Source organism: uncultured Roseibium sp. (genome assembly GCF_947494555.1).
Classification (GTDB): domain Bacteria; phylum Pseudomonadota; class Alphaproteobacteria; order Rhizobiales; family Stappiaceae; genus Roseibium.
Window position 1 is genome coordinate 342,630 of record NZ_CANLVF010000003.1, and the last position, 17,880, is coordinate 360,509.

Genomic DNA, 17,880 nt, shown 5'->3' on the forward strand with positions numbered 1-17,880 from the left:
CTGCCGTTTCCATGCGGCAAAAAAGCACCGGGTAGCTTGCAGAATGTGAGGAGGCGTTGTGCGGAATTGCCTCAAATGTGCGGCTTGAGCAGGATCACATTGCCTATGTCTGAACGGCAATCACGTGGGCGAACGAGCCCATGACATTTTGAACTCGCAAACCCATGTCCGGCAGTTTGTTCTCATCAGCATCGCTTGTAGAAAAGAGCCGCTCCGCGTTTCCTTCAGCAACAATGGAAGCGTAGTGAAACTCATGCGCCGACAGGGACATTGTCCAGGGCAAGCCGCCGAGTGCGTTGATGCTGCGATAGCCGAGATGGCGTTTGCGGTCCTTGAACGACGTTTCCAGCGGCAAAAGCCCCAGCATCCCGTGCGCTGTTCCCGCCCCATCGACGAGCCCCTCGCCCAGAACCATGTATCCACCGCATTCGCCGTAGATCAGCGCGCCTGACACAGCCGCCTGACGCATGCCGGCCTTGAAATTTTCGGCTGCGAACAGACTGGCCGCATGGAGTTCCGGATAGCCGCCGGGCAAAAAGACAGCATCAGCATTGATCGCAGGACTTTCGTCGGCAAGGGGAGAAAAAAAACTGATTTCCGCACCCTGCCGCTGCCAGAAATCCAACAGATGCGGATAGGAGAACGCGAAAGCCACGTCCCGAGCAACGGCTATCCGTTGACCCAAGGGCGCTGGAAGTCTGGCAGTGTGTGCGCCTGCCGGTGCCAACACAGCTGACGCAGCTTCAATGGCTGTAAGATCGACGTTTTCCCGGCAGATTTCCGACGCCCGAGCCAGAAACTCCTCCAGATCGGCATGCTCCCCTGCCTGGACAAGACCAAGATGCCTTTCTGGAAGACTGAGATCCCCGGATCGTGGGATCGAGCCGAAAACCGCAACGTCCTGAGTGCATAGTGCCGTGCGCAGCATTTTCTCGTGCCGCGCGCTGCCCACACGATTAAGAATCACACCGGCAATGCGAATATCCGACCTGTAGCTCCGGAATCCGTGCACAAGCGCTGCAACGGACTGCGCCTGCTTTGCGCAATCAATGACGAGAATGACCGGCAAGCCAAGGGTCGCAGCAAGATCGGCTGCAGATCCGCGTCCATTCGCAGCGCCGTCAAACAGACCCATCGCCCCCTCAAGCAGCAACAGCTCGTGCCCGGCAAGATGCGCCCCGGCCATCGACCGCAGCGTGCCCGGGTCCATCGCCCAGGCATCGAGATTGATGCAAATTTTCCCGCTGGCTGCTTCGTGAAATTTCGGATCGATGTAGTCGGGACCGGATTTTGCCGAAACGACAGAGCGGCCGAGGTCTCTGAAAGCTCTCAGCATTGCGAGCGTGAGTGTCGTTTTGCCGGCGCCCGACGAAGGCGCGGCAATCAGAATGCCGCCGGCACCGGATCTGTTATTGCTATCCGGCATCTGCCGCGCGGCTTTCGGCGCGAAGACCCAGCGGGTCGGACGTCAGCACCTTGCCGGACATGGCCCCCAGCCAGTCGAGACCATTGCGCAGGCGTACGACTTCGCCGACGCACACAATTGCCGGAGGCTGGATCCCGGCTGCCTTGGCATCGACCGCGCACCGGCCGAGCGTCGTCTCGAGAACTTCTTGTCCGGCTAACGAAGCGTTGCACACGATGCCCACAGGTTCGTCCACCGACCGTCCACCGCTTATGAGTTTGCCGGCTATCGTTTCCAGATGCTTTATCGCCATGTACATGACGATGACGGGAGACCCCTTTGCAATGCCGTCCCAATTGATCGCGTCCGGCGTCAGACCGGTCTGATCATGGCCGGTCAAAAATGTGACGGCCTGGTTGCAGTCGCGATGTGTTGCCGGGATGCCCGCATAGGCAAGCCCACCGATACCGGCCGTGACGCCCGGGATGATGCGAAACGGAACACGTGCCTCGACCAGGCCAAGCGCTTCCTCACCGCCGCGGCCAAAGACAAACGGATCCCCGCCCTTCAGGCGCAGAACCCGTTTTCCTGCACGTGCGTAGTCGATGAGTTTCAGCGTGATGTCCCGCTGTTTCGGGCTGGGCTTGCCGCCACGCTTGCCCGCATAGTCGGTGATTGCGCCCGGTTTGACCCAATCCAGAATGCTCTTGTCGACAAGCGCGTCATAGACCACCACATCCGCCTGGCGCAGGCCGTTGACCGCGTGAAGCGTCAACAGTCCCGGATCGCCCGGGCCCGCACCGGCCAGCCACACCCAGCCCGCATCGAAATCGGGCAGGCCTTGCGGGAAAGTATCTTTATGTTCAGCGCCTTTCATGAGTCCTGTTTATCCGGCAAACACAAGAACGCCAAGCGCTTCCGCGATGGAAAACGACAGGAATGCGACATTTCGGATCTTTGATGTCCCAGAGCAAAACATCGGCTATAGAGGGTCGATGTCTGAAAACGAGCGGAAAGAACTGAGACGCGGCTGGACGACGGGCGCCTGTGCGACAGCGGCGGCCAAGGCGTCCTATGCTGCGCTCTTGTCCGGCGCGTTTCCAGATCCTGTGGAAATTTCCCTGCCCAGGGGCGGAACCACCGATTTTGTTCTGACGAGCCACGGTGTTTCAAATGGAATGGCCCATGCCACGATCACCAAGGACGCGGGCGATGACCCTGACGTGACCCACGGTGCGCTCATCACGTCGCGCGTTCGTGTTCTGGCACCAGGTGAAGGCGTCTGTTTCAAAGCAGGCGACGGCGTCGGCACAGTTACTCGCCCAGGATTGCCGATCCCCCCGGGCGAACCGGCCATCAATCCGGTTCCCAGAGAAATGATGCGAACAGCGATTAAAGAGATCGCCGAACTGCATGGCGGCTCTGGAGACGTGGAAATCGAGGTTTCCATTGACGGTGGGGCGGAGCTGGCGCTCAAGACTATGAACCCGCGCCTTGGCATTGTCGGTGGCCTGTCCGTTCTGGGAACAACAGGCATTGTCCGTCCGTTTTCCTGTGCGGCCTGGATCGCCTCCATTCATCGGGGTGTCGATGTCGCGCGCGCCATCGGCCTAACTCATGTTGTCGGTGCAACCGGGTCCTCGTCTGAAGATGCCGTGCGTGCGCGCTACGAGCTCGACGAAACCGCTTATCTGGACATGGGCGACTTTGCCGGTGGCCTGCTCAAGTACCTGCGCCACCATCCTGTTGACAGGCTGACGCTTGCGGGCGGCTTCGCCAAGTTTTCAAAGCTCGCACAGGGCGCGCTCGACCTGCATTCGGCGCGAAGTTCCGTAAATTTCGGCTTCCTGCAGGACCTTCTTGCCGAGACGGGTGCATCGCCTTCTCTTATCGCGCATGCCGTCGAAGCGAATACCGCCAAGGAAGTGCTCGACCGGTCGCTGGAAGAAAACCTTGATCTGAGCGTTGTGCTGGCTAAGCGCACAAAGAAGCAGGTGCGGCACATCCTCAAGGATGCGCCGGTTGCGTTGGAGGTGCTGATTACCGACCGTCAGGGAAAGATCCTGGGAGAGAGCGGATTTGAAGACGAGTGACCATATCCTTCTCCTTGGAGGAACTTACGAAGCGCGCCTGATCGCAGAGAAACTCACCGCCTCCATTCCAGGCGCCAGGCTGACAGTCTCGTTTGCAGGTGTCGTCAAGGACTTGCCGGACCTCGGCGTCCCCACACGGGTTGGTGGTTTTGGCGGTGCCGACGGTCTCGCCGATTTTCTGAAATCCGAACAGGTCACGCATGTCGTTGACGCGACCCATCCGTTCGCTGCGCAGATCAGTGGCCATGCCGCAATGGTTTGCACTGCATTGCAGGTGCCCCTGATCCGACTGGAGCGACCGGCCTGGGATGCCGTTGCCGGCGACGACTGGGTCCGTGTCGGCTCCATAGAGGCGGCGGAACGCGCATTGCCCGTCGCTTCCAGGGTCTTTCTCGCCCTTGGCCGCAAAGAGATTTCAAAGTTCTACGGCCGCGAAGACATTTACGGCCTGGCGCGCATGATAGAGCCGCCTGAGCGGCCACTGCCGGCACACTGGGATCTGGTGCTGTCGCATCCGGCACAGTCAGCGGACGAAGAAATCGCTCTGTTTCGAGCGCACGGAATTTCGCATGTCGTGTCAAAAAACAGTGGCGGCGAACGAGCTTACGCGAAGATCGAGGCAGCGCGCCGTTTGCACTTGCCCGTTATCATGATCGATCGTCCCGAATTGCCGAAATCCGAGACTTCGGCAGATGTCACAGAATTGATCGAAAAACTTAAGGCCTATTCAGCGTAACCGCGTTCATGATCTGCCTCTTCAGGCGTCTCTCCCGGCACGCTTAAGTTTCACCAGAGCGGCGAAAAACCGAGGGATTCCGACCACATAGCGATGGAACAGGCGGCGCGGTTCCTGTAACAGGCGGAACAACCACTCCAGTCCAACGGCCTGAACCGCCTTTGGAGCGCGGATCACCGAGCCGGACATGAAATCAAACAAAGCGCCAACTCCGATTGCCACTGTGGCGTCGAGTTCCGGCCTGTTTTGAACGATAAAGTCTTCCTGCCGGGGATTGCCCATGCCAACGAGAAGAAGGTCCGGCCGCGTTCTGTTGATTTCATCGCAAATCGCTGCGCTCTGATCCATGTCGAAGTAGCCGTTTCGGTATCCGACAACCTCATGCAGCGGGTAGGTGGCTTCGATATGTTCACTTGCTAGCTTTACACGATGCTCGGTCGCGCCCAAGAGAAATATCCGGAGCGGAATTCCGACATTCGCGAGGATATCAGGGATCAGATCAGTCCCGTTCAGATTGTCCGGAAAGTCCTTGCCGTTCAAAAAACGGCTCGCGAGGTCAATCCCGATACCGTCGTTTAGCAATGTCATCTGCTGCAAGGTCTTGGCAAACGCCGGATCATCAATAGCTGTCAGCGTCGTATGTGCATTGCAAATGGCAATCTCAAGCGGATAGCGCAACTGAACGGAAGTACGAACAAGCTGCACCGCCTCTTCGCTCTTCATCCGTAAAATCGATAAGGGTCCGATTACCGTCGTGCCGGCCCTGATCGGAAGATTCAGATCAACCTTATTCATCAAAGGAGCGCCACATTGAACAGATTGCACTTTGTTTGTCTTGCCTGTGATTAAGCTTGAATTGTTCTATCTCGAATACAATTAAAATAACTTAATTCGATCATCACTGCGGTGTTTATTATTAATACTTGGTTTCTGGAAAATCTAAATTTAGAAACAAACCAATACTGCAGCAAAATACGCACCGACCGCATCCCTTGAGACGTCGCGATATTTGCGATGCGTTAATCATGTTTGTTTACCAATGAAGCTGATGACCCGTCTCCAGGCCAACAGGTCCTGACGGATTGCGGTCTGGGACAAAGTGTGCAGCAGAGACGGCCAAACTGAAGACCAATGGCTCAATGATTGATCTGTCCGAGATACCGGCGATACTTCGACGCCATGTCGTCTGGCTTATCTTGTGCCCGATTATGTTCGCGGCTCTTGCGCTCACCTATGCCTATCTCAAGACCCCGATCTACCAGACCAGCGCAGAGTTGCTGATCCAGCCGGAAGGCGTCCAGATAATCAGTTCAGAACCCGCCGGCGGGCGCGGCAGTCAGGCTTTCCAGGGCATGGATCTGGACAGCCAGGCCTTCGTGATACTCTCCGCAGTCGTCCTCAACGAGGTCGCCAACAACCTCAAGCTCGACAGCGATCCGGACTTCCATCAGCCAGGGCTGAAGAGAAAACTTTTCACGATGCTTTTTGGCGGCATCACGGGTGGTTCGCGCTCCTCTGCCACGGTCCGTAGTTCGACACTAGACGTTTTGAGGGACGTCATTCGCGTTTACCGGCTGGATCAGAGCTTCGTGTTCTCCATCACGGTCAGTCATCCCGATCCGGAGCTTGCGGCTGCGATCGCGAACGAGACGGCCGCAGCCTATATCCGCCAGACGCGCAGCAGCCGGACCGAGGCGCTCGCCCGGGCGGGTACGACACTGGGCAATCAGGCGAAACAACTTCGCGCCCGCGTCGAACAGGCGGAAGCTGCCGTTGAAACCTACAAGGCCCGGCAGGGGTTGATCAGCACATCCGGCGGTTCCGTCGTTGACCAGCAGATCGAAGCGCTCAATACGCAAATTACGGATGCGCGCGTCGACCTTGAACGCAGCAAGTCGCTCTACGATCAGATGGCGCCCCTGACGCTTTCCGATGTGGAAGCCGGAGTCGTGCCGGCAGGAACCGAAAATTCCGTCTTGAATTCGCTGCGCGTGCAATATGCCGGCATTACGCAGCAGGTTGCCGAGGCATCAACAACGCTCGGTGCCAACCATCCGACGCTGCTTGAGCTTCGTTCGCAGCTGTCGAACATCAAGCGCGAAATTCAGAGCGAGCTGCAACGCATCAAACGGTCGGTTCGCAGTCAGTTCGAACAGGCGCAATCGACGGTAAATGCCCTTGAGCTGCAATCAAAAAACCTCCAGTCACAGAACTCGGTTCAAGGCAAGGCGCTGATCGAACTCAGGCAGCTGCAGAGCGAAGCCGATGCAAGCCGCGCCGTCTATGAAGCCTTCCTGAAGCGGTCCCGAGAGCTTGAGGAACTGCCTGACGTCGACACGAACACGACACGGATACTCTCAGAAGCAACCATTCCTACCGACGCGAACGGTCCGCGAAAAATCATCGTCCTTGGCGCCGCCCTGGTATTTGGCTTTGCCGTCGCAGCATCAGGAGCAATCGGGTTTACCGTCTTGAGGGGACCCATGATCTCCGAACGGCAGCTCGTGTTGCAGACCGGCGCACCGATCCTGGCCAATCTGGGCCGTTCGGCAAGGAATGGGAGACTTTTGGCCGGCGTGGCCGGCTCACAGCAGGAAAACATGGCCGACATCGCGCGTGTCAGAGTGGCATATGCCCTTCGGCACGCCATTGCTCATAACCGTCCTGCAAATGTTCTCGCCGTATCGGTCGGGGGAACCGGAGACACCTCGAACTTTGTCCGGAGCGTTGCGGAGGAACTCTACGAAATGGGAGAGGAGATCCTGTTCGCACACACAACCGCCGGACATGCGAGAGGCAGCCTGGTCAACAGACCCCAGCGATCGGACAATCCGCGTATCGGAACCATCGGCCAGATCGCGGCAAACCTTTCGGCAGCACGCGGCGTGCGGAACGCGGTACCACAGACATATTCAACGGGGCTTGCCAGCTATCTGAGTGTTGAACATATCGATCCGCGCAAGAAATACGCCTCCGGCGGCGACCTCGGGTCCTCCGACGAAGACATTCTCCTCGTCGATGCCGGAAACATCGACGAGAGCCCGATGCTGCCGGTTCTCCTGCGTCATTGCGACGGGATCATCCTGATCACGGCGGTTGGAAAAACCAACTCGGCCGAGTTCGACCACGCCGCTGCCTTCCTGGAACCCTGGTGCGACCGGATCATCGGAAATGTCGTACTCAACGCTGTCTGACCGTCAGGTACCGCTTCGAACCGCTCTGGACCACGATCAGGCCCAGTACCGGCTCTGGCTCATGTGCGTTTATGCCGTTGTGGTCGGTACGCTCACGTTCAACTTCGCACTTGCATTCGCAAACACCAATGCTTTTCGCATTTCAGAGAGCTACGTCATTCTATCGGAAATGGGGCTGCTTTCAGCGGCGTTGTTCCTGATTATCCTCAGCCGGAACAGCATGTTGTTCCTGCTTCTGTTTCTCTATTTCAGCTACGTGGCCCTCGTTCTCGCCCTACGGCCCGAACTCGATCTCAAGGCCATTCGCGATTTTCTGATCCCGATCGTCTTCTACTTCATCGGCAAGCGGTTCAAACGGATCGAAGATGCGGACAGGCTTGTCTGGATCTCGACAGTGATCGTGCTCTCCGTCGCCTTTTTCGAGTATTTCTTTCTCGATCTCTATACGAGGATGGTGAGTATTTTCGACTACTACGTTGCCCGGGGAACGCTGACCGCCGATGCCAATTTTGTCGAGGGGTCGAACCTGTTCGTTTCCAGTACGCGTATCGGCGGCCGGAATTTCCTGGCCTTCCTCGGCGACGTGCGCGCGTCCTCGGTCTTTCTCGAGCCCGTAACCATGGGCAACTTCGGTGCGTTCTTGTGTCTTTGGGCCCTTTTCCGGTCCGGTATGAAGCACCGCGCCCTGATGTTCCTTGCCGCCTTTACCGCTGTGATCCTGCCTGACGCGCGCTTTGGCATGTTCGTATGCATTGCATTGATCGCGGCAGCTGCCGCCGGACTTTTCCTGCCGAGAATAACCTGGTGGAGCCTGCCGGTGCTTATTCTGTTTGCGCTCGGCATCTATGGAGGCTGGAACACAGAACTCAACTGGACGGACGATCTCGGAGGGCGCCTGCTGCACGCAAGCCAGCTGTTGCAGGAGGTTACGCCTGAGATTTTGTTTGGCGTCGCAGCCAACGTACCATTCCTGGCGGACAACGGTTTTGCCTATTCGCTTGCACAGATCGGCGTTGTCGGTCTGCTGGGCCTTTGGACATGCTATGTGTTCGCGCCCTACGAGGACCAGCGCGCAATCCAGTTCAAGGCGCTGGCAGCGACTTACATTGCGCTTTTGATGACGATCTCGAATTCCTTCTACTCGATCAAACTTGCCGCCCTGTTCTGGATCGCTGCGGGCGCCGCAGACGCGATGAGGTCGCGGCGACCGGCTAGCCGCGGTCTAAACCAGATCTATCGCGGCAAAAGTCCCGCCTGAAGCGCCGCATCACAAGATCACGATCGGCCCGGAAGAATATCCCGGTAAAAAGTCTCATACTGGCGCGCTTTGGCTGCCCAGCCATATTCCTGCGCTGAATTGATTGCTTCAGCGCGCAATCCGGGGTTCCGTTCCAGGTCTTCAAAACTTGCCTGAACTCTTTCCGCCGCCAAACGACTGTCCGAAAAATCCACCGTATGAACTAATGGGTGCTTCCACGCTATGGCCCTGAAAGCGTCATTTGCCTCAACGACGGGCACAAGACCAGCACTCATGGCTTCGATCAGAACCAGCCCGAAACCTTCATATTCCGATGCACTGACAAAGAGGCTGCATTGTCCGATCAGCTTGCGCAACTCGTCATTTGACAAACCAACGTGAACGTCAATGTGATCGGCAAGACCGCGCGCGGTAGCCTCCCCGATCAGCTGATCGGCCGTCAATTCTGATTCCATGCCCGCAATGTCCAGATGCCACGCGGGATCCTTTTTTGTGAGCACGCTCATCAGGTCAACAAGGCGATCGATCCGTTTGTTGGAGGAAAACCGGCCAAGTGTTAGAAGCCTTTTGCGAGGCCGGAGCGCGCTGGCCGCCATGAATTTTTCAACATCGGCTCCGTTTTCTATAAGGACGGTGTTGCGAGACGCAATTTTTTGAAAAAGGTCCAGATCGCTGGTGCTGCAGCATACGAGCCCGGCATACCGGCTTGCCGAAAAACGGGTCAGCGTATTGAACCATACGGACTTTAAGCGCGCGAACTTGCGTGTGTGAAAGAACCCGCCATGCGTGGTGGCCACGAGCTTGCGGCGATGGACGAGCCTGGTAAGTGCGAGAAAATCGAAAAAGAAATCTATCGCATGGACGTGAACCAGATCGGCTTCCGATATCTTCGAGAGGACAGATGGCGCGATCGGGTAGCGCGAACTGCCCGAATAAGGGATGCGCAACACCTCGATCCCGTCGATGGTCTCCCGCTTGGAAAGAGGCTTGTCCGGATCGGTGAACAGCCGGTCGAGCGTAACAACCTTTACGTCTTCGAACCGATCGCGCTGCTGACTGGCCAGGTTCCGGACAACGTCCTCCAGTCCTCCGATGCTGGGCGCATACTGACGGACGACGTGAACAATCCGCCTCGTTGCAAAAGGCGAGATGGCTTCTTCCTTACTGCCGGGCTGATTGGTTGCGTCCATTTAGGATATCCGAGGATACTCGTTGAATGCTGTGCTTCGGGATGAGACTATCACCCGCCCATCAACAAGACCTTTATCTGAAGGCCCATCAGAACAGATCCGGCTGATACGTGCACACACACAAGTTTCCCAGGCATTGCCAAACGTTCCAACGCCCGACTTTTCGCGGAAAGCGCCTCGCATCCGCAGTCTTCCTGATGCTCGCGGTCACGTCTATGACCGTACCGGTTCACGCGACAAGTTGCCTGCGAGGTGTCAACATCGCCGGCGCTGAATTCGGCGGTCCGAATGCGGTTTACGGTCAGGGCTACACCTATCCCTCAGACGAAACCCTGGATTGGGCGCGCGCACAGAACATGACCGCAATACGGCTCCCGTTCCGCTGGGAACGCCTTCAGCCGGAGCTTTATGGGGATTTCGATCCGGCCGAACTCGCGCGTCTTCAGGTCACTGTGCAAGCGGCGAACAGCCGCGGCCTGACTGTCATACTGGACCTTCACAATTATGCGGAATACAGGGGCGACAGGATCGGCGCGGGCAGGGTCACAGCGGATGCACTCGGGGATTTCTGGCGGCGGCTCACGCCCTATTTCCTCGGGAATGACAAGATTGTGCTTGGCCTGATGAATGAGCCTGCTGACATCACTGCCAAGGTCTGGTTCGATGCCGCGCAAGCCGGACTGAACGCGATCCGCGAAGCCGGGTCAGATCAGCTTGTTCTTGTGCCCGGGACAATTTGGACAGGTGCCTCTCACTGGTTCGACCCACAGGACGGAGGCTCGAACGCTGACCTCTTTCAACATATCGAAGATCCTGTCGACAACTTTGCATTCGAGGTACACCAGTATCTCGACGAGGACTATTCAGGGACGCACCGCACATGTCCGCGCGCAGACGATGCCGTCGACGCCCTTAAGGCCATGGCGGACTGGCTGAAGACACACGGCTTCACCGGCTTTGTGGGGGAATTTGGCGGAACGGCTTCCGCCGACTGCCTTGAGGGCCTCGATTACATGACGGGCTATCTCAACGAAAACAGTGACGTCTGGATCGGCTGGACGGCCTGGGCTGCAGGGGACTGGTGGGGGAACTACCCACTATCGCTGCAACCGGTTGATGGTGAAGACCGCCCGCAGATGAGGGTTCTCGCGCCGTATTTTTCTACGGCCGGCGGTGCCGGGCAATGTGGGCCGGCACCTGGCTGAGGCATCTATCGGGCTGCGCCGCTGTCAGGCAGACGCAGCCTTTCTTGCCCCTGTGCCATCCAAAGCAAATTGCCCGTCCAACACTTCACAGACGTCTGTGAGGATCTCGAATCCGCGATCGATTTCCTTCAGCGAGCTGGTGAGAGGTGCCAGGAACTTCAAAACCTGATCGCCGCGTCCGCATGTTTCAATGATCAAACCGCGTTCGAAACTCATCTTCTGTATCATACCCGCAATCGCGGGTTCACGTCTGCTTTCCAGTCCCCAGACGAAGCCCTTGCCGCGATACGACAGGTCAAGCGCGCGGTGGTCAGACGCAAGACCTTGCAGTCGCTCTTCAATGTGTTCTGCTTTCGCCCTGATCTCATCGGCGAAATCGGAGTCTTGCCAGTACTGGGTCAAAGCTTTTGTTGCGGCAACAAAGGCAAGGTTGTTGCCGCGGAAGGTACCGTTGTGCTGACCGGGCTTCCAGACGTCGTGCTGCGGCTTCAGAAGAACCAGCGCCATGGGCAGGCCGTAGCCGCCGATGGATTTCGACAACGTGATAATGTCCGGGTCAATACCGGCTTTTTCGAAGCTGAAAAAGTCGCCAGTCCGGCCGCATCCCATCTGGATATCGTCGATGATCAGCAGCACGCCAAACTGCTTGCACAGGCTGTCCAACGCCCGGAGCCAGGTCATGGGAGCGATGTTGATGCCACCTTCGCCCTGGATGGGCTCAACGATTATTGCAGCCGGAAGGGTGTCGCTCTGTGCCCGCCTTTGCAGAATATCGGCGATGGACGAAATCGATTGCTCGAGCGTGCTTTCATCCGAACAGAACGGCAGCGGTCCCTGGACGCGCTGGTCGAAGCCCGGAAGTCCCTCCTTGTAGTAGGGATTGTCCGTCAGCTCCAGCGAACCGGTCGTCATACCGTGAAAGCCCTGCGTAAAGCTGAAAACGTCTCGGTTGCCTGTCACCTTGCGTGCGATCTTGATAGCCGCTTCAACAGCGTTCGTTCCTGTCGGACCGCAAAACTGAAAACGGTAGTCCATCCCTCTTGGCTTCAGGACCACTGTGTCGAAGGTCTCGATAAAGTCATCTTTTGCGATCGTCGCAAAATCAAGGCTGTGCGCGATGCCGTCACCGGATACATACTCAAGCAGCGCCTGTTGGATGGCCGGGTTGTTATGGCCGTAGTTCAGCGCTCCGGCGCCGGCGAGAAAATCGATGTATTCGACCCCATCTGCGGATGTGATCGTGCTGCCGGATGCGGTTTTGGCAACAAACGGAAAACTGCGAACGTAACTTCTTACATTCGATTCCAGTCTGTGTGCCGGATCTTTTGCCTTGAGTTCCTGCATGTCGTTCCCTGTCATCGCCACCGGTCAAGCATTGACGTTGCACTTGACTCTCAAGCATTCAGGGCACTATGCCGCGCCGAACCTTAAAATTCGAACAAACTTCAAAGTAAAGAAACTCAAAATCCTACAACTTGATTTTCAAGTAACCCGATTACTTTGGGTTCATATTTGGACCCGGGAAGTCACTGCTGAACAACGAACTCTTTCCAGTATTTCGCCAGCTGGAAATCATAGCTGTCAGGGACAAACGTTTCGAAACCTCCGCTTGGATAGAGCGTGATTTCGCCAACAAAAATTCCCTGCGAGGTGTTGTAGAGATCAATCCTCGCAAAACCCAGCCCGGGACCGAGCGTTCGCGCTATTTCCAGCATCTTGTCATAGCCGTCAGGACGTGGAAGTTGTTTTTCGAGCAACGGATAATAATCCATATGGATTGGCAGCAGTTCCCAATCCGGAGAATAAACGCTCTCATGCATGACGCCCTCGAGCGGCGACCTGACTTCAATATGCACAAGATTGCCGTTGAAACTGTAAAAGCGGTAATCGCTCAAGATCTCGTCGCGCTCTCCGATCAGCTTCTCAATGATGATGCGTGGCGGAACATTCGAATAAGCCCATTCCCTGTTGACGCGCGAATGGTCGGAAGCGAGCCACTCGGCTTCCGGACTCTGTCGCATCAGTTCGTCGATATCCGTCTTCTCCCAAAGGAAAAAACCGGCGCCGCTGGCGTGGGTCGGCTTGACCACGGCCGGGAGCGGAATTGAGTGCCAGTCAACCTCGGAAAGGTCGGTCCCCACCCAATAGGTCGGGATCAGACAGTCATCGCCGATGCGTTCGCGGATGAAGTCTTTCGCCGCGGCCTTGTCGACAACAGTCGCATAGAGGGGGTTTTGATCCTGCAGTTTCCGGATCTGTTGATACTCGGAAAACCGGGTTGGTGTTTTCCAGTTCGGGAATCTGCCGAAGATCGAGAAATACTTCAGGGTAAGGTAGATCTTGTCTGGAAATATAGAAATCAGACGCCAGAAAATACGACGCACTCTATGCTCGATAGTCGCATGTTTTTCTGTACCTGCTGCAATACTATCCATTTTTCTACCTGAAGCCTCTTTTCTTAAGCCATTTTCAACGTGAACAGAGGAAAAGGTTTCACCTAGAGCGCTCACATCAGAAGAACGACCGCATGTTTCTAGCGGAAAAACCGTTAAAATCTGGCTTACTGCGGAAGGACCGTTGCGCGACTTCGAGGCGGTCGCTTCGTATGTCACACGGTCAAGGAGCCGGTCACTGGAGATCGAGGTGAGCAGTAAGAAAATCCTTCTTGTTTCAAGACACGACTACAGGACCGGTTGGCGCGCCGGGCGGCACTTCCTTGCTGACGCGTTTCGCGACCGGGGCCAATCGGTCCAGTTTTTCTCGGTCGGTTTCAGTCCGCTTTCGCTCCTGAGCAACGACCATCGTAAAAATCTTTTTGGCGCGTCGAACACCTGGCAGGAGGTTGATGGCATCGGCTGCTATCTCTGGCGCTCGCCTGTTCACCCTTTTGGCAGAGGGCTTGGAAACAACACGTCTCTGACCAACGGGATGTTCCGTTGGTGGATCGCCTCGAAATGTATTGCGCTTGATGAAGCCTCCCGGCAGGCGGACCTGATAATCGTGGAGTCCGGTATTGCAGCAGCACTGATCGGCCGCATCCGAAAAACGGCCCCGAACGCGCAAATCATCTACTTCGTCGCGGATCTGCTGGAAACGATCGGCGCGCATTCCTTTATTGCGGAGCAGCTTTTCCGGGACCGGAGCGCAATCTCCGACATCGTCGTTGTTGCCCGGGCCATGGCTCCACATTTTGACGGTTTCGGGTGCCCTGTCCACTTCGTCCCGCACGGCGTATCCAAATCGGATTTTGATAATATCGGGCCCAGTCCGTATGAGACCTCCGGGAACATCGCAACAGTCGGATCCATGCTGTTTGACCCGGTCTTTTTCGATATCGCCGCGCCCGCATTTCCCGACGTGCATTTTCACCTCATCGGAACACCCGAGTTTGGCAAGAGTTTCGACAATGTGACCGAGTATGGACGCATGCCGTTCAAAGACACGCTCCCTTATCTCAAGCACGCCGAAGCAGGCGTAGCGCCCTACGCAGACCGGGACGGTGCCGGCTATCTCGCGGATTCCAGCCTGAAGCTGATGCAGTATGAATTTCTACGGCTTCCCGCTGTCTGTCCACAATACGCCGTCGGTGACAAAGTGAACCGGCATGGCTACCAGCCAGGCGATCCGGCCTCGATCAAAAACGCCGTCACGCGCGCATTGGAAACACCATTTGCTGACGAAGCCAGCGAGGTACTCGACTGGAAGGACGTAGCCGACCGATTGATGACGCTCGACCGGGCGGCGGCACTCATTAAATCTTAAAGCGTTTCAGCTATTAGAACCGGGGAGATAACAGTGCCGGGTGCTCGGTGCTGTGCTACCTGCCGACGCGGTCTGGATGACATTGTTTTGGCGGGGCATGTCCAATTCGACCGCGGTAGAGGAACGGCAGGCGTAATCCGATGGCATCGATGGTGCGAATGTCTGTGATCAACACGTCAGCCGGCGTGCTGTCCATGTTCATGGGCTTCGTCTGCAGCGTCATTGTCGCCAGAACACTCGGTGTCGAGGGCACTGGGGTTGTTGCCTATGCTCTCTGGTTCATGTCGGTGGCAACGGTCGTCTCAGATTTCGGCATGCCGCAGGCAACCTTGCGCTTCATTGCCCGCGACACCGGTTCGGACACCGGGCCCGACGCGCTGTTCCGCATATTGTTGCGCCGTTTTGTCATTACGACCGGACTGATGGCAGGCGCCATAGGCATCTATGCGCTCTGGCAACATGGTCAGGACAACACGCAAGGCGCGCTGGTCTGGTCCGCGACGATCCTCCTGTTTCTGGCCTATGCCTATGCCACAATGGTTATCGGTGCCGCCCAGGGGCTCGGTCAATTCGACAGGACGGCTTCCATGACGCTGATCGGCTGCTTGCTTCAGCCCTTCTGCGTCCTTGCAGGTGCACTAATGCTCGGCCCCGTCGGGGCGATCGTGGGTCACGCGACACGGCACCTGCCACAGGCTCTTGACCTGAAGCGCTACCTGGGCAAGGCGGCCGCCAAAACGGCCAAGATCCCCAAAGACGTCGGTCTTTATGCCCGCAACAACTGGTTCTCCGGCAGCATTTTTGCGCTTTTCGGCGCTCGAATTGAACTCGCCGTCATCGGATTCTTCTTCTCGCTTTCCCAGGTCGGCTACTATTCGATCGGGTTGACCATGTCCGGGATGATCGCTCAATTCGCAGTTTTCAGTCTCGCGTTTGTTGTTCCTCAATTCGGCGTCCTGCACGATCAGAAGGACGATGCGGCTCTGTCGGTTGCCTTTGAAGGAACCATTCGATGGCTTGGGATCGTCATTGCTCCTGTTGCAATTGGAGGTGCGGCAATTGCACCGGACCTGATCCCGCTTGTGTTTGGTGAAGACTTTGAACCTGCCGTAGGACCGGCAGTCATTCTGTTGGCGTTCGCGCTCGCGCAAGCATTGTCGTCTGTCATTTCCAGAGCCATTCTGGCGAAAAACCGAAGCACTGACGAGTTGTGGATGACGATCGCCTGGTGCGCGATCACCAGTGTCTCGCTGCTGGTCATTGTTCCCTCCTTCGGACAGATGGGCGCCGCCTATGTGCGGGCAGCAGCAAGCGTTCTTCTTCTCCTGATCCTTGGCGTTTACTGCCGGCGCGTCCTTAACCTCCGGCTCCCCATGCTGGCCTTGCTGAAATGCACTGTGTCGGCGCTATTGTGTGCGGGGGTAGCCGTTTTCGTGCTTTCCAAAGCAAGTGGAATATTGGGTTTGCTGGCCGCCGTTGCAGCTGCCGGTGTCGTTTATCTGGTGGCGCTTACCTTCTTGAAAACTGTTCCGAAATCCGAACTCGAACCGGTTCTGAACGAGGTCAGAGGCAGACTGCGCGGCCTGAAGGCAACCTGAACCGTCTCCAGGGCACGCTGGAGAACCGCTGAATTCAGCGGTTAAGGCGTTATTAGCTTGATGACCTTAAGTTTAGCGGCAACAACACGGCCACAACTGGGCGGTGCAATTTGCGTTTGAAGGCACACAGACCGGCCGGGCGCTCTGGTCTGACTATTCCGCCTAGCGTCAATTGCCGCAACAAACCGGAAAGACCTATACGCACATGTCCCTTACCAACACCTTCGGTGATCGTTTAGGTACTGCTTTGCTTGCGTCGGGCAGACTGCTTTCAAAAGATGTTGTGAACGCAGTGTCCGTTGGGCTCTTTTCGCTGATCGTGCTCGGCACGCTCGCGCTGGCCTATTTCAATCCGGTCTACAACTGGGACATCCTGGCCTATGTCGGCATCGCCGCCGAAGACCAGTTGGACAGCGCGGAAGAAATTCACGCGCTTGCCTATGGCGAGGTCAAGGAAGCCGCATCCGAACTTCAGTTCTACAAGGTCACGGCGAGCATCCCCTATCGGGTCAACCAGTACGAACAACCCGATCACTTCGTCTCCCTGTTTCCGATGTTCAGGGTCAAGGTTGCCTATATCGAGACCATCAAGCATCTCGGTGCCCTTACCGGGCGCGTCCATGCGACGACCATCATTTCAACTTTGTCGGCTGCCATGATCGGGCTGTTCATCCTCTTCTGGAGTGCGCGGCAATCCTTTGTCCAGGGACTGTTGATCATCGGTCCCACGATCATTCTCATCGGCTATACGTTCTCTGCAAGGGAAGCGACGCCGGACCTGATGATGGCAGCCTTTGCGCTTCCCGCGCTCTATTTTGTTTGCCGCGAAAAACCGGTGTTTGCTGCGCCTTTCCTTTTCATGATGTTTCTCGTGAGACCTGACGGGCTGCTGTTCTTCTTCGCGCTGCTGCTTGCCGCGATTGCGGTGGGAAGAGACCGGTTGATCTATCTCGCTCTCTTTGCCGGGGCCCTTTTCCTGTATTTTCCGATCGTCGGTTCAGCCGACCACCCCGGCTGGTGGCCGCATTTCTATTTCTCGAACGTTGAATACCAGGACGATATGCGCGGCTTCGACCCGGCCTTCGATGTTCTTCTTTATGTCAAGGCACTGGTCGTAAACGTCGCCAGGACAGTTCAGGACTTCAACTGGCTTATGCTTCTCGCCATTTTCCTGCTCGGCTTCGCCCTGCTCGTTCGCAGCGGAAAGGACATTTCACAAGGACAATGGATTGCAGTCGTCGCACTCACGCTGTGTATCGGCGGCAAGTTCGTCACGTTCCCGCTGCCGGACGACCGGATCTACCTGCCCTATCTGCTGCCGTTGCTGATTGTGCTGCTTGAGATCTGGAAGCCGATGTTTTCCTTGCCGGTCGACGACTAACGCGCCAACCCTAAAACGCGGTAAGGCACCTTTCCCGCAAGGATCAGAATGAAAAAGC

Annotated in this window: 14 protein-coding genes; 8 read left to right on the forward strand and 6 right to left on the reverse strand. The window is 56.8% G+C overall.

The genetic code is table 11. The annotated features are described in order from the left end of the window. Window positions 1-103: 103 nt before the first annotated feature. Window positions 104-1,426 carry a cobyrinate a,c-diamide synthase gene (locus tag Q0915_RS16315; protein ID WP_299475624.1) on the reverse strand — a complete coding sequence of 441 codons (1,323 nt, stop codon included), beginning with the start codon at window positions 1,424-1,426 and terminating at the stop codon, window positions 104-106. Then, entirely contained in the window at window positions 1,416-2,282 is an 867-nt protein-coding gene (gene cobA / locus Q0915_RS16320; protein WP_299475626.1) for a uroporphyrinogen-III C-methyltransferase, read from the reverse strand. Before cobA ends, Q0915_RS16315 begins: the two co-directional genes overlap by 11 nt. A 118-nt stretch (window positions 2,283-2,400) precedes the next feature. Between cobA and Q0915_RS16325 the strand changes: the two genes are divergently transcribed. Together Q0915_RS16325 and Q0915_RS16330 are read left to right on the forward strand one after the other, a co-directional pair. Continuing rightward, window positions 2,401-3,498 carry a cobalt-precorrin-5B (C(1))-methyltransferase gene (locus Q0915_RS16325; RefSeq protein WP_299475628.1) on the forward strand — a complete coding sequence of 366 codons (1,098 nt, stop codon included), beginning with the start codon at window positions 2,401-2,403 and terminating at the stop codon, window positions 3,496-3,498. Then, entirely contained in the window at window positions 3,485-4,234 is a 750-nt protein-coding gene (locus Q0915_RS16330; RefSeq protein ID WP_299475631.1) for a cobalt-precorrin-6A reductase, read from the forward strand. The genes Q0915_RS16325 and Q0915_RS16330 overlap by 14 nt, the downstream gene beginning before the upstream one ends. A 21-nt stretch (window positions 4,235-4,255) precedes the next feature. Here the strand turns inward: Q0915_RS16330 and Q0915_RS16335 are convergent, their stop codons facing one another. Beyond that, entirely contained in the window at window positions 4,256-5,029 is a 774-nt protein-coding gene (locus Q0915_RS16335) for a WecB/TagA/CpsF family glycosyltransferase (protein ID WP_299475634.1), read from the reverse strand. A 344-nt stretch (window positions 5,030-5,373) separates the two neighbouring features. Between Q0915_RS16335 and Q0915_RS16340 the strand changes: the two genes are divergently transcribed. Then, window positions 5,374-7,428: a GumC family protein gene (locus Q0915_RS16340; protein ID WP_299475637.1), complete on the forward strand. Its 2,055-nt coding sequence runs from the start codon at window positions 5,374-5,376 to the stop codon at window positions 7,426-7,428. After that, on the forward strand, window positions 7,406-8,686 hold the full coding sequence (locus tag Q0915_RS16345) for a UDP-phosphate alpha N-acetylglucosaminyltransferase (RefSeq protein ID WP_299475640.1): 1,281 nt from the start codon (window positions 7,406-7,408) through the stop codon (window positions 8,684-8,686). Before Q0915_RS16340 ends, Q0915_RS16345 begins: the two co-directional genes overlap by 23 nt. 17 nt (window positions 8,687-8,703) lie before the next feature. On the opposite strand, the gene Q0915_RS16350 is transcribed toward Q0915_RS16345, so the two are convergent. Beyond that, window positions 8,704-9,876 (reverse strand): glycosyltransferase family 4 protein, encoded by a 1,173-nt coding sequence (locus tag Q0915_RS16350; RefSeq protein WP_299475642.1) that lies wholly within the window; start codon window positions 9,874-9,876, stop codon window positions 8,704-8,706. 215 nt (window positions 9,877-10,091) lie between these two features. Between Q0915_RS16350 and Q0915_RS16355 the strand changes: the two genes are divergently transcribed. Then, the gene (locus Q0915_RS16355) at window positions 10,092-11,081 is read left to right on the forward strand and encodes a glycoside hydrolase family 5 protein (RefSeq protein ID WP_299475645.1); all 990 of its coding nucleotides are present in this window, start codon (window positions 10,092-10,094) and stop codon (window positions 11,079-11,081) included. 24 nt (window positions 11,082-11,105) lie between these two features. Here Q0915_RS16355 and Q0915_RS16360 read toward each other — a convergent pair whose 3' ends face one another. Both Q0915_RS16360 and Q0915_RS16365 read right to left on the reverse strand, forming a co-directional pair. Continuing rightward, window positions 11,106-12,440, reverse strand: coding sequence for an aspartate aminotransferase family protein (locus tag Q0915_RS16360; RefSeq protein WP_299544345.1), 1,335 nt, complete (start codon window positions 12,438-12,440; stop codon window positions 11,106-11,108). Window positions 12,441-12,607: 167 nt separating this feature from the next. Then, window positions 12,608-13,516 (reverse strand): ATP-grasp fold amidoligase family protein, encoded by a 909-nt coding sequence (locus Q0915_RS16365; protein WP_299475652.1) that lies wholly within the window; start codon window positions 13,514-13,516, stop codon window positions 12,608-12,610. A 208-nt stretch (window positions 13,517-13,724) separates the two neighbouring features. Here Q0915_RS16365 and Q0915_RS16370 point away from each other — a divergent pair, with 208 nt between their 5' ends. From Q0915_RS16370 to Q0915_RS16380, 3 genes are all read left to right on the forward strand, one after another. Continuing rightward, window positions 13,725-14,843, forward strand: coding sequence for a hypothetical protein (locus Q0915_RS16370; RefSeq protein ID WP_299475655.1), 1,119 nt, complete (start codon window positions 13,725-13,727; stop codon window positions 14,841-14,843). A gap of 158 nt (window positions 14,844-15,001) precedes the next feature. Further along, window positions 15,002-16,441, forward strand: coding sequence for an oligosaccharide flippase family protein (locus tag Q0915_RS16375; RefSeq protein ID WP_299475658.1), 1,440 nt, complete (start codon window positions 15,002-15,004; stop codon window positions 16,439-16,441). Between the two features lie 205 nt (window positions 16,442-16,646). Continuing rightward, a complete protein-coding gene (locus Q0915_RS16380) occupies window positions 16,647-17,822 on the forward strand; it encodes a hypothetical protein (protein WP_299475661.1) in 1,176 nt (391 codons plus the stop codon). The last annotated feature ends 58 nt before the right edge of the window (window positions 17,823-17,880 follow it).